The 13256-nt window shown below is 43.1% G+C and carries 10 protein-coding genes; 4 read left to right on the forward strand and 6 right to left on the reverse strand.

The window, feature by feature from the left end:
- Positions 1–19: 19 nt before the first annotated feature.
- The 3 genes from deoA (at position 20) to deoD (ending at position 3418) form a co-directional block, all read left to right on the forward strand.
- Positions 20–1342: a thymidine phosphorylase gene (gene deoA, locus AC4IFO_RS02485; protein ID WP_219245644.1), complete on the forward strand. Its 1323-nt coding sequence runs from the start codon at positions 20–22 to the stop codon at positions 1340–1342.
- A 53-nt stretch (positions 1343–1395) separates the two neighbouring features.
- Positions 1396–2619 (forward strand): phosphopentomutase, encoded by a 1224-nt coding sequence (gene deoB, locus AC4IFO_RS02490; protein WP_490731584.1) that lies wholly within the window; start codon positions 1396–1398, stop codon positions 2617–2619.
- Between the two features lie 82 nt (positions 2620–2701).
- The gene (gene deoD, locus AC4IFO_RS02495) at positions 2702–3418 is read left to right on the forward strand and encodes a purine-nucleoside phosphorylase (RefSeq protein WP_206084491.1); all 717 of its coding nucleotides are present in this window, start codon (positions 2702–2704) and stop codon (positions 3416–3418) included.
- 71 nt (positions 3419–3489) lie between these two features.
- Here deoD and AC4IFO_RS02500 read toward each other — a convergent pair whose 3' ends face one another.
- The 3 genes from AC4IFO_RS02500 to AC4IFO_RS02510 form a co-directional block, all read right to left on the reverse strand.
- Positions 3490–3810: a CcdB family protein gene (locus AC4IFO_RS02500; RefSeq protein ID WP_273804487.1), complete on the reverse strand. Its 321-nt coding sequence runs from the start codon at positions 3808–3810 to the stop codon at positions 3490–3492.
- On the reverse strand, positions 3810–3992 hold the full coding sequence (locus AC4IFO_RS02505) for a type II toxin-antitoxin system CcdA family antitoxin (protein ID WP_490731586.1): 183 nt from the start codon (positions 3990–3992) through the stop codon (positions 3810–3812). The genes AC4IFO_RS02500 and AC4IFO_RS02505 overlap by 1 nt, the downstream gene beginning before the upstream one ends.
- A 92-nt stretch (positions 3993–4084) precedes the next feature.
- Positions 4085–4579 (reverse strand): GNAT family N-acetyltransferase, encoded by a 495-nt coding sequence (locus tag AC4IFO_RS02510; protein ID WP_490731588.1) that lies wholly within the window; start codon positions 4577–4579, stop codon positions 4085–4087.
- A 214-nt stretch (positions 4580–4793) separates the two neighbouring features.
- On the opposite strand from AC4IFO_RS02510, the gene AC4IFO_RS02515 reads away from it, so the two are divergent.
- Positions 4794–5801 carry a hypothetical protein gene (locus tag AC4IFO_RS02515; RefSeq protein WP_490731590.1) on the forward strand — a complete coding sequence of 336 codons (1008 nt, stop codon included), beginning with the start codon at positions 4794–4796 and terminating at the stop codon, positions 5799–5801.
- A gap of 80 nt (positions 5802–5881) precedes the next feature.
- On the opposite strand, the gene AC4IFO_RS02520 is transcribed toward AC4IFO_RS02515, so the two are convergent.
- Genes AC4IFO_RS02520 through AC4IFO_RS02530 form a run of 3 tightly spaced genes read right to left on the reverse strand, consistent with a single transcriptional unit; the run spans position 5882 to position 13201 of the window.
- On the reverse strand, positions 5882–8671 hold the full coding sequence (locus tag AC4IFO_RS02520) for a M16 family metallopeptidase (RefSeq protein ID WP_490731592.1): 2790 nt from the start codon (positions 8669–8671) through the stop codon (positions 5882–5884).
- Complete coding sequence (locus tag AC4IFO_RS02525; RefSeq protein WP_490731594.1) at positions 8661–10367, reverse strand: ABC transporter ATP-binding protein/permease; 1707 nt, start codon at positions 10365–10367, stop codon at positions 8661–8663. The genes AC4IFO_RS02520 and AC4IFO_RS02525 overlap by 11 nt, the downstream gene beginning before the upstream one ends.
- A 56-nt stretch (positions 10368–10423) precedes the next feature.
- Positions 10424–13201, reverse strand: a complete 2778-nt coding sequence (locus AC4IFO_RS02530) for a secretin and TonB N-terminal domain-containing protein (protein WP_490731596.1) — start codon at positions 13199–13201, stop codon at positions 10424–10426.
- Positions 13202–13256 lie beyond the last annotated feature (55 nt).

Below are 13256 nucleotides of genomic sequence, written 5' to 3' on the forward strand. Positions count from 1 at the left end.
GACTTTAAAGGAGTATATCGTGTTTCTGGCACAAGAAATTATTCGTAAAAAACGCGATGGCAAACCATTAAGCGAAGAGGAAATTCGCTTCTTTATCAATGGTGTTCGTGATAACTCTGTTTCGGAAGGTCAAATTGCTGCATTAGCAATGACCATCTATTTTAACGATATGACGATGCCTGAGCGTGTCGCGTTGACGCTGGCAATGCGTGATTCAGGAACGGTTCTGAATTGGAAATCGCTCAACCTCAATGGCCCATTAGTGGATAAACACTCCACAGGTGGTGTCGGTGATGTGACTTCCTTGATGCTTGGCCCAATGGTGGCGGCGTGCGGCGGTTATGTTCCAATGATTTCAGGCCGTGGTCTGGGTCATACAGGTGGTACGCTGGATAAGCTGGAAGCTATTCCTAATTTCGACATTTTCCCCGATGATGTTCGTTTCCGTGACATTATCAAAGATGTGGGTGTGGCGATTATTGGGCAAACCAATTCATTAGCACCTGCAGATAAACGTTTTTACGCAACCCGTGATATTACTGCAACAGTTGACTCGATTCCGCTGATCACGGCATCTATCTTAGGTAAAAAACTGGCTGAAGGCCTTGATGCCTTGGTCATGGATGTGAAAGTCGGCTCTGGCGCATTTATGCCAACCTATGAGAAATCAGAAGAGCTGGCAGAGTCAATCGTTAAAGTGGCAAACGGCGCAGGTTGTAAAACGACGGCATTGTTAACCGACATGAACGAAGTGCTGGCATCCAGTGCGGGTAATGCGGTTGAAGTACGCGAAGCAGTGCAATTCTTAACTGGCGAATACCGTAACCCACGTCTGTATGAAGTGACGATGGCACTTTGTGTGGAAATGTTGGTTTCAGGCTCACTCGCGGCTACCCGTGAAGAAGCACGTCAAAAACTGCAAGCGGTACTGGATAACGGTAAAGCAGCCGAAGTGTTTGGTCGTATGGTTGCTGCACAAAAAGGCCCAGCAGACTTTGTTGAAAATTATGACAAATACCTGCCAACCGCCGTGCTGAGCAAAGCTGTTTATGCACCGAAAGACGGTATTATCACGCAAATGGATACGCGTGCATTGGGCATGTCCGTTGTGACATTAGGTGGCGGTCGTCGCAAAGCCACAGACCCAATTGACTACAGTGTTGGTTTGAGTGATATCGCAGCGTTAGGCGCGAAAGTGGATACACAAACACCATTGGCAATTATCCATGCGAACAGTGAAAAAGCATGGGAAGAAGCGGCAAAAGAAGTGCGCGCAGCCATGGTTATTGGTGAAAATTCCCCTGAGCAAACGCCGATGGTTTATCGCCAAATCAGCGAGTAATACACATAGATTTTAGTGGTATATCGTTCTAATAAATACCGCAGGAGAAAAATATGAAACGCACATTTATTATGGTTTTGGATTCCTTTGGGATCGGCGCTGCACACGATGCACATAAATTTGGTGATGAAGGCTCAAATACGTTGGGTCACATTGCAGATGCTTGCGCACGCGGCGAAGCGGACATTGGTCGTAAAGGGCCTCTGCATTTACCTAATTTAACAAAATTAGGTTTAGGTAAAGCAGGAGAAGAATCAAGCGGTTCATTCCCTGCGGGTCTTGATCCTAATGCAGAAATTATCGGTGCATATGGTTATGCGAGCGAGATTTCTTCCGGTAAAGATACCCCATCAGGTCACTGGGAAATTGCAGGTGTGCCTGTGTTATTCGATTGGGGTTATTTCTCCAATGAAGAAAATAGCTTCCCACAAGAATTGCTGGATACCTTAGTTGAAAAAGCGAATCTGCCGGGCTACTTAGGTAACTGCCACTCATCAGGTACAGTCATTCTCGACCAACTGGGTGAAGAGCATATGAAAACTGGGAAACCGATTTTCTATACCTCCGCTGACTCCGTGTTCCAAATTGCGTGCCACGAAGAAACCTATGGTTTAGACAAACTGTATGAGCTGTGCGAAATCGCCCGTGAAGAGTTAACCAAAGGTGGTTATAACATCGGCCGTGTTATTGCGCGTCCATTTGTGGGTGACAAAGCAGGTAACTTCTCGCGTACAGGTAATCGCCACGACTTAGCGGTTGAGCCACCAGCACCAACGGTACTGAAAAAATTAGTGGAAGAGAAACAAGGTGAAGTTGTTTCTGTCGGTAAAATTGCAGATATTTATGCGCACGTTGGTATCACGAAGAAAATTAAAGCAACGGGTTTAGATGCTTTATTCGATGCAACAATTGAAGAAATGAAGCTGGCTGGTGATAACACTATCGTGTTCACTAACTTTGTTGATTTTGACTCTTCATATGGTCACCGTCGCGATGTTGCAGGTTATGCCGCCGCGCTTGAGTTATTTGACCGCCGTTTACCTGAATTAATGAAACTGGTTAAAGAAGATGACATTCTGATTTTAACCGCTGACCATGGCTGTGACCCAACTTGGCCGGGTACAGACCATACACGTGAACACATCCCTGTTCTCGTATATGGGCCAAAAGTTAAACCAGGTTCATTAGGCCACCGCGAAACATTCGCAGATATTGGTCAGACAGTCGCTAAGTATTTTGATTTGTCGCCGATGGAGTATGGTAAACCAATGCTTTAAGAGCAAAAATTACGTTTATGAATAAGGTGGGAAACCACCTTATTCATTTTAAAAATATTTTATCGTTTAAAGGGAAATAATCATGGCAACTCCACATATTAATGCAGAAATGGGTGATTTCGCTGATGTCGTTCTGATGCCAGGCGACCCATTACGTGCAAAATACATCGCAGAAACTTTCTTGCAAGATGTCCGCCAAGTGAACAATGTTCGTGGCATGTTAGGTTTTACAGGGACTTATAAAGGTCGTAAAATTTCTGTCATGGGTCACGGTATGGGTATCCCTTCTTGCTCAATCTACGCAAAAGAATTGATCACCGATTTCGGTGTGAAAGTGATTATTCGTGTAGGTTCATGTGGCGCAGTGATGGATGATGTGAAACTGCGTGATGTTGTTATCGGTATGGGCGCTTGTACAGACTCTAAAGTTAACCGCCTGCGTTTCAAAGACCAAGATTTCGCGGCAATCGCAGACTATGACTTAGTTCATAACGCGGTTGAAGCGGCAAAAGCAAGAAAAGTTAACGTCCGTGTGGGTAACCTGTTCTCTGCTGACCTGTTCTACACACCAGATCCAGACATGTTCAAAGTGATGGAAAAATACGGCATCTTAGGTGTTGAAATGGAAGCGGCGGGTATCTATGGTGTTGCTGCGGAATACGGTGCGCGTGCACTGGCAATTTGTACCGTATCTGACCATATCAAAACTGGCGAACAAACCACATCTGATGAGCGCCAAACCACATTTAATGAAATGATTGAAATCGCACTGGATTCTGTTCTGTTAGGCGATAAATAATCGTTTGATTCGATAAAAAAGAGTTCTCTAAATGCCACGTATTGCGTGGCATTTTTTTGCTTAAATAGCGACTAGATGCCTGAAAGGATCATATCAACAGCAGAAATAATTTTGGTATGAATGCTTGGTATAATACAAACAAGGTCATTTGGTTTGAGTTTATTTTTAGAAACGGTTGTAATTGATTTTGTAATAATTACATGATGGATGCCGTGAATTGTGATTATTGGTGATAAGACTTTTATTTGCGCATTTTTTTGTGATAGCGGAGCAATAGGCATAATTACTCGTGAATGATAGTCATCAAGTAAGTTATTTTGGATATCAATAATATAAGGGTATTGTTCTTTAGACTTAATGGACTTATTACGGTATACGGCATATTGCGGCATCAAATTACTCCATACTCACCATCATCGGTAAATAGACCCTCTTGCTCTTCGAATTCATTGAATGCATCAATGGCGATTTTATGTATTTCTTTCCATTCCGATTTAGGTGCTGATTTAACTAAAGCAACAGGACTCTTATGAGGAAGTGTTTGATTTAATGGCTTAGATAAATGATTTTGCATTTTATTTATTATCTCAAATTATGGGGGCACAGAATATTTATTAGTTTAAGATAGCTCCAAGCCACTCGCAATGAATAGGGCGAATTTTAGGACTAACTTTTTATTCGGCTCATCATCAAGGCATCAATGTATTGCCCATCACGAAAGGCGTAGTCTCGCATCCGGCCTTCTTGCACAAAGCCAAATTTTTCATATAGCCCAACTCCGCTACCATTTGCGGCAAACACTTCGAGCTCAATACGGCGTACATTCAGCCAGTTATCGCAGTAATCCACCATCACTTGCATCAGCTTTGAGCCAATGCCTTTCCCTTGGTGTGCTTCGCTAACTGTGATGCCAAAGGTGGCCACATGGCGGCGGCGAACTTGACCTGGTTGGCTGATAACCAGTAATCCTACAACAATATTATCAATAGTGGCGACAAACTGCGTTACAAGCGGATCATTCAACCCAAGACGCGCTTCCCATGTTTTTTCTGTTGGGTATGGCAGTTGTAATGTATTGGCGTAAGCCGAATAGTCTGCGTGGATTTGTGTGATGGCGGGGATATCTGCCATTGTTGCTCTGCGTATGATTACGTCGCTCATGATTTTCTCTTATTATCGCTTTTAGATGAGTATTAATCACATTAAAACCATATTCTGTCAACTTAACAAGGGTATATAAATCAATTAGTCACATTACATTTTATTAGTTGAATTTAAAAGGCGATAAGGAAATCGCTATCTGATATCGAAAGTCTGTTGGCTTATATATGATTTTGGGTAAATTTCATTAAAAGATACTAGAGGAATGCTGATTATGTTTGAATTAAAAAGCGATAAAAACACGCAAAGTTCTATTGATAAGGCTAATTATCCTAAGGATAACGTTCTATCTAAAAATAAAGCTGGTTTTAATAAGAAAATCAAAAAAATAGCTCAGGTAGGAAAAAATAATTTTTTAAATTTATTCAAATGTAAAAGTAAAATAGAAGCGGAAAATAAATTAGTTGATAAAATTAAATATGATGAATTCCCCAAAAGTACGATTCTGGCGATTGTAGAAAGAAATGAATCAGAGTTAACGATATTGGTTAGACCAAAACTACCTCACTTAATTGATGCTATTTTAAACCCAGATGAGCTAGAAGAAAGATTTTATCGCTCATTAGAAAAAAATAAGATAAAAAAAGAAGATTTGGCGATTATTCAATTAGAAATGGAAAATGTTAAAAAGCAGGTATCTTCAGATGAAATTTCTACAAGGATTTATGATTTATTGGAGGTTATGTCTGATGAAAGGCAAGTTACAATGAAAATTAACACAATAACGGACAAATTAAATCAGCCTCTTGAGATAGACAATGAAATTCAAAGTAATACATCAATTAAAAATGCTATTAGTACGTTACCGATTAGCTTAAATCAGGATGACTCGAAAAATTTATTTTTTGAGCTTAGCTTGATGGTGTCTGAGTTAAATAGAGAAAAAGATATTTCTGATAAATTATTAAATGACTTTAGGGATAGGGTTGTTGAATTAAAAAGAAATGAGGAACCAGCTGTATTTAAATTTAAGTTCGATAGTATATTGGGACAAGCGCATTCAACGTTATCAAAACAAACGCTTGATAAAATAAAAACAAAATTAGATGGGCATGTTCAGGTGAAAATTGACGAGGATAAGGAGGTGCCAATATTTGAGGGTATCAATGTTAAGCCTTTAAACCCAATAATAGTAACGTTGAATATGATTCGTTTTAAATTATTTAACGCCTTAAATAGATTGAAAAATAAATTAATTAAATTTAAATTGGGTCGTTCTTAAATGGGGATTGTTTGATTCTATTAGTTTTTTTAAATAATAGCCAACATTCATATATGGACTGTTGGCTATTATTTTTTATATTAAGGCGTCATCATAAACACTTTGCTATTTTGCCCTAAATATTGGCGAGCCAAACGGTTTATATCTTCAACTGTGAGCTGTCGCACAATGGCTTGCTCTTGGTTTAAACGTTGATATTGCCCATCATCAGAGGCAATTTGTGCCAGTGCTTCTGTCCAATAGCTAGCGCTGTCAGTCACTTGCGAACTCTCCGTTAACCAAATATTTTTGGCTTCCGTTAACTCTTTTTCACTCACTCCTGATTGGCGAATTTGCGCAATGGTTTTTTGCGCGATTGCCGTCATTTCCTGCGCACGCTCAGGGGAGGTGGTGAAGTTCAAGCGAGCAAGATAATAAGGCTGTGGTTTTTTTGCTAACATCTGCGAAAAACCGAGGGCATAAATTCCGCTGGCTTTTTCACGTAACTCGCTGCGTAAGCGTTGGCTAACAAGGGTATCAATCAATTGCAATGCGAGTTGATCTTGTTGCGACCAAACCGCTGGCGCCGAAAATTGAATGCTTACCATGCTTTTGTCACTGCTACTGATTGGGTAGGTTTTATTGAAGCTCGCCATTTTTGGCATGATGCCTTGATCGCGCGAGACCAACTTTTGGTCGTTATAGGGTAGTGAAGCAATCCATTTTTCCAGTAGTGGTTTAAGGTCTTTGCTGCTCATCGCCCCAGTAATCACTAACGTCATATCCGCCGTTGAGGTTAGCAACTGGCGGTTGGCTTGTTGCAATTGCTGCGCGGTGAATTGGTTCCAGCCACCTTGTGGGTTAATGACTAAAAATTCACCGTGGGTGTAGCTTTCCTGATTAATATTATCGAGGAACGTTCGCTCTACCGGGGTTTTCGATAAATTTAACGCGAAAGACTGCTTTTGTTGCTCGAGTTTTTCCCCACTAAATTGCGGTGCCGTGAGCTTTAAATTCAGCAGCTGTAATGCCGTTTCGAGGTTATCGACAGGGGTTTTACCGCGAAAACCGTGTGTCAGTAACTCACTGTAAGGGCGTAGCGATATTTGGTTTTGTTTCGCGAGTAGCGCTAAATCACGGGCGCTGTAATTCCCATAACCGCTGCTTTCAGGCAGTTTCAGCGCCCAGTCCGTTAAACCTGCGGTTTGTTGGGTTTCTAAGGAACGACCTCCCGGTAATTGCAGGTTAAACTGAATATCATCTTTAAGATTTTTATCCGTTTTAACAATCACTTTGATGCCATTACTTAATGTCCATTGCTCGGTTTTATCGACCGGTAATTTGGCTTGATCAACAATAGCGCCTTTTGCCACTTCAGGCAGTTGCAAGGTAATCGCTTTTGAGCGTAACGTAAATGGCCCCGGTGAGCTTTGACGAGCGTTGAGCCATTGGGTATTAAATGTGGATTTGTCCACAGTTGGGGCATCGGTATCTGGGCCAATTAGCGCTAAGCGCGGGGAAGCGACTTGCAGGAATTTTGCCACATGTTGCTGTAATGCTTGTGGTTTTATTCCATTAATCAATTGATAGCTACCATCCAATTGCTGGCGTTTATTCCACATTGGCATGTCATACTCAAGGGCGGTCGTCAGTTGCCCTGCCAGATAATCATTGCTGTAACGCTGCTCAGAAGCAGCTTGTAAGCTGAGCTTTTTCAACATCGCTTGTTTTGCGCTATCGAGCTCTTCTTGGGTCACGGGCTCTGTGGCTAACCGCTGTAATTCCGTAAACAGAATTTGCGTGGCACCAGCATAGTCATTACCTTTCGGGTGGATAATCATCAATTGCTGTAAACGTTGGTTATCCAGCATTGCCCCTTGCTCATTGATACTGATTGACGGCAGAACGCCATTATCCACCATCACGGTGAAGCGTTGGTTTAAAATAGCGAGCCATAAGCTGTCTAGTAGGTCTTCTTGCTGGCCTAAGCGGGTATTCAGTGGTGCGCTAACATCTTTTTGCAATGCGAATTGAACATAACGTGCACCTTGCTCTTTATCAAACACCTCTTGCACTAACATATTGGTGGAGCTAGTAAATTGCTTCCATTGCGGGTTATCTTCCGCCACTTTTTCAGGTTTAGGTAAGGCAAATAAACTATTGACCTGATTGCGAACTGAAGAACGATTGAAATCACCAATCACTAACAGGGTCATGCGCTGTGGCTGGTACCATGTTTGATAGTAATTTTTTGCTTGCTCAATCGGGGCTTGGCGTACGATATCGAGGGAGCCAATTGGGTTACGTTCTGCATAACGGCTGCCGTGGTAACGTAATTTTTCAAGGCTATCATTAATGCGATAGCCCATCCCTTGGCGTAAGCGCCACTCTTCGACAATCACAGGGCGTTCTTTTTCAAATGCGTCTTGGTCGAACGTCATATTCGCAGCCCAATCTGCCATCACTTGCAAGCCAGTTTCCACTTGTTTTGCGGTTGCATCGGGTAACGACAACTTATACAAAGTGGAATTTAAACTGGTGATGGCATTGACGTGGCTACCCAACTTCAACCCTTGCTGTTCCAGCTGTTTAAAGCCCGTTGTGCCGGGAAAATGTTTAGTGCCTTTAAATGCCATGTGCTCGGTAAAGTGAGCGAGGCCAAGTTGTTGTTCATTTTCTTGCAATGAGCCGCTGCTCACCAATAAACGCAGTTCAACACCCGGCTGACTACGTTGTAAAAGGTAAACTTGCAGGCCGTTATCTAATTGATAATGCTGTAGGTCGCTACGCACAGGCAGTAAAGCTTGAGCATTTTGGCTGTTGGCAACATGGCCTGCACAGCCACCTAATACTAAACTGATGCAGGTAGCAAAAGTGATTTTACGAAGCATATTCTGGTGTTCCTGTCATTAAAGAGTCAGTACGGGCAGACTCTGAAAGGTGAATTTTTTGTTCTGCAAATTGCGCGACAAAGCTTTGATGGCTGACGAGGACAATCGCGCTATCGTGCAATTCCGCCTTTAACAGTGCGAGTAATTCCAATGCACTGTTTTCATCCAGCGCCGATGTGGTTTCATCAAGCAATAACAGTTTCGGGCGGTTAAGCAATAAGCGCGCAAACATGATGCGTTGCTGCTCGCCTCCAGATAGGCGGTTGTTCCAGTCCGTTTCTAAGGCGAGCTGATGGTGCAGTTTTTCTAGCCCCACCAAGGTCAGCGCATACTGGAAATCGTGTTGGCTAAATTGGCTGGTAGCTTGAGGATAAGCTAATAAGTTATCTAAGCGGCTGACAGGTAAATACAAGCGCTGTGGGACCCACATGACCTGCTCTGTGCGTGAAATCGTACCGCTAAAGAATGGCCAGTGCCCACTGAGTGTGCGCAGTAAAGTGGATTTACCAATCCCAGATCGCCCTGAAATTAATGTCAGTTCGCCTTGTTTGGCTGTGAAATTAACATCTTCAACCAGTAGGCGGTTATCTGCCGTTGATACGCTAATTTTGGCAGTTAACGGCGCATGTTGCTCATCAACAGTGACTTGCGCTTTATTGTCGTTTTCCAATAACACCACGAAGTTATATAAACGGGAGACGGTAGCTTGCCATGCCGCAATTTCTTTATAGGCGAAAATAAACCAACCTAAAGAGGTGGCAACGCTAGTGAACGCTTGGCGTAATTGCATCAATCCACCTAACATAATTTCCCCAGCAAGGAATTTAGGCAAGGCTAATAAAACAGGCGCTAATGCGGTGACTTGCTGGTAACCCACGGTGTAAAAAGATAAATTCCGCTCGCAGCGGATCAAACGGTTCCAGTTAGTGATAATTTCACCAAAACGCCCCATTAACTCTTTTCTGTCTTGGTTTTCACCGCGCTGCCCTGCGATGGCGTCACCGTGTTGGCGGCAGTTAATGAGTGAGCTACGGTAATCTGCCTCACGGCGCTGCTTGTCCATGTGCAAACGGCGTAGTGGAAAACCAATCCACTGAGTGAAGGCGATACCAATTAGGGTGTAAATGATACAAGCCCAGAACATATAACCGGGGATAGTCCAATCACTATCAGCAAAGTTAAATGACAGGCTACCGGAGAGTGTCCATAAGATTGCCGCGAATGAAACGAGCGTTAACATTGAGTGCAGGAATGTCACTACCAAGTTGAGTGTCGATTCAATCAATAAGCGAATGTCTTCGGCAATACGTTGGTCGGGGTTGTCGGGCTCTTGGGCGGTCAGTCTTAATAGGTAGTGTTTACTGTTGGGGGATAACCAACGGCCAAGGACTTGTTCAGTCATGCCTTTACGCCAACGGATAATCAACATTTGTTTGAGGTAATTCCCCATCACCACTACAAAGATTAACCCGCTGACTAAGATAACAAAGTACTGCAATAAGCCGTACAGCGCTTGGCCATCAAGCTTTTGCAGTGCGTTATAAAAGTCGCCGTTCCACATGTTCATTTTGACGTTGAACCACACGGATGATAGCGTTAGCCCCAGCGAGGCGATAAGCAGTATCCAGCACAAAAGGGCAGCACGCTGCCCCCAAAAAGGTTTTACTAAATAGAAAAATTGTTTCAATGTCTTCATGACGTTTTATTCATTTGTTGTTTTAATGGCTCACATTGCCGACAGGCATACGGGTATTACAGGTCGTAATTCACTTGTAACCAGAACTGACGGCCCGGGTCGTAAGACTTCAACACGCGGTCTTCGAAAACAAAGCGGTCAGCAACATTTTTATTATTTAGAATATTGTTCACCTCAACCGAGAAACCAAAGCCATGGGCAAAGTCGGGTTTCCAGCCTAGGCGGGTATCCCAAGTGTATTTGCTGGCAAAGTTTTGCTTGGTGTATTTGCGTAATTGACCATATTCAGGATCAACAGCGTAGGCGTTGTCGTATCGAACAGCTTGGCTGCGGGCTCCCCACCATTGAATGCGGTTATACCAAGTAACGTCGTATTCATCCCACACACTGGTAAGCTCGAGATTTAACTTGATTGGTGAGTTAAAGCTGGTTGAAGGCAGTTTTGAGGCATCAATAACTTTACCGTCATACCAAACTTTATTCAGATTCACTTTATTGGCAGGATCAAAGGAGTTATAGCCAGCATCTTTTGGTGTATTACTTTCTGTTTGTTGCCATGTGAAAGACGCATTCATAACATGAGAAGCATCCGCCCATTCCCATGGTTGGCTATTTTTCACGGATAAAGTGACGGTATCGTGGGAGCTGCGCCCGCCATTATCGAAGGTACGAATACTGCGTTTATCAGCATCGCGGGTGTCATATTTGGTGCGAGTTCTAACTTCGTCATACCCTTCACGGTGTACGTATTGTAAGCGCCATGTAGTCGAAAGGATCTCTTGTTGCAGTGCTAAGGTGAGCTCATCGTTATAGGGGGTTTTTAGTGAATCAATACCCTCATAATCTTTTTTATTATCCCAATCGTTATTGTCTAAAATTAGGGAACAAGGATCCCATTCACTACCATTACAATTTTGCATTCCGCCATTTTGTGCGCCGTACAATGCATAAGTGAGCATTGAACGACCATAGTAACGGTTTGCACCTGCGATCAACTGGGTTGCACCATTGCCAAAGACATCATAAGTCCCACTTAATCGAGGGGCAATATTTGTACGATTGACAAAATCATCGCGATCTAAACGTACTCCTGGGCGTAAATTCAATTTGCCATATTGAATACTGTCGTCGAGGAAAACTGCGTAATTCGTGTAGTCAGCAGAGTAGGAGCCTTTCTTAAAGCGGTTAATGTTGACTAGATGGCCTGTATAATCGTCACCAAAAACATTTCCAGAATAAGTATATCGAAGGTAATCATTGTCACGAACATAGGTACCTTTGGTATAGTTAACTTCTGCACCAAGCGTTGGTTGGTGTACTAAGCCGAAACCATCTTCTTGTGCATTAAACCGCATCACAGTTTTTAGCCCGTGTGTTTTTTGTTTGGATTCCAAATCACCAAGTCCGCCGCTATTACGCTCAGTCATGCCGAGGTAATTCCAGTCATCATCAAACTTTATTGCTCTGACCATTAAAGAATATTTCTGATCATTTTTTCGATCATCTTTTAAATCTTGGGTATTCGCCGTGACTTCTAACTGGCCCAAATCTAGCTGGTGTTTGAATAAGGCGGTAAAACCTAGGCCATTGTGTGTTGAATCATAGCCTGAGTTACTGATTGAAGACGAAAAAAGGCGGCTATCATAATTGGCGTAATTAGCGGACAAATCTAATGAGCTCTTATCGGATAGATCCAATGAATATTTTAAAAAGTAGTTATCCGAAGTACGACGCTGATTTTTCTTACCAGAATCAGAATAAATTGGTTCAATTTGGTTATTCTCCAGCACAAAGGCTTCACCCCCTGTGACGGTCATCGGAATGGTCGAACTGCGGCGTGAGGCTGAGAAAACTAACCCTGAATTTTCGCTAACACCTAATTCAAACCAACCACCAAAGTCATTTTTATCGTAGCGATTTTGGAAACGCGCGGGGTTTGATGTGTCATTTTTAGTGGTATCAATGCCTTGGGTTGAATCGTGGAATAAGTTGTTCCAACCCGAACGTGTTAAGCGGTAATAGGCATGGGCGCTGTTTTCTCCTTGCCAGCGGCGGCTATTTACTTCAACGGTTCCCCCCGTAAAGCCACCAAATTCAACAGGAATGTTGTTATCGTACACCGTCATGCTGTCAATCAGGCGGCTATCGATGTAAATCCCTTGGTCGCTGCTACTTAAGCGGGTTGAGGTTTCCCCTAAACCGCTATCGGCAGGGTCAAAGTCATTATTAAAACTGACGCCATCAAGGCGATAGGCATTTTGGTAGCTGCTCGAACCGTGGATTGAGACGCGGGAAGGTTTAATTTCCCCTTGGTTCATGGAGTTGCTATCGTTGTTGGCAAATTGTACCGCAGGGTTGGTTTTCATCAGGTCAGTAATGTTGCCATCCCCCGTATTTTTTTGGCTGATCTCTTCGGCGGTAACATACTGTGGTGCTGACATCACATCGGTTGCAGGGTGATTTTGTACCACGCCTGAGACTTGGGTTTCAGGTAAAACCAATGTGCCTTGGTTTAAATTTTGCTGACGAATAACGAAAACGCCATTTTCACTGACTAGCTCTAACCCGCTACCGATAAGTATTTTTTGTAATGCGGTTTGTGGGGAGTAGTTGCCAGACAGGGCAGGCGCACGTAAGCCATTAAGCTGGCTTTTATCGTACAGCAGTTGAATTTGGCCTTGGCGGCTAATTTCTGCAACGGAGGTTGCAAGTGATTGTTCGGGTAGTGAAAATGCCAGCTCTTGTGCAGCTGCGGATTGGCAAACTATTGCGCTACCAACTGCCACAGCAAGGGCAAGCGGCTTTAACCGGCCTTGAGTAAACTGAATAGACATGGATATCCCTTATTCTTAAGCTGCACAAAAAGTGTGCGGAAAATGGTCAGTAAAA

The sequence above is a fragment of the Providencia sp. UF-224 genome, assembly GCF_058245955.1.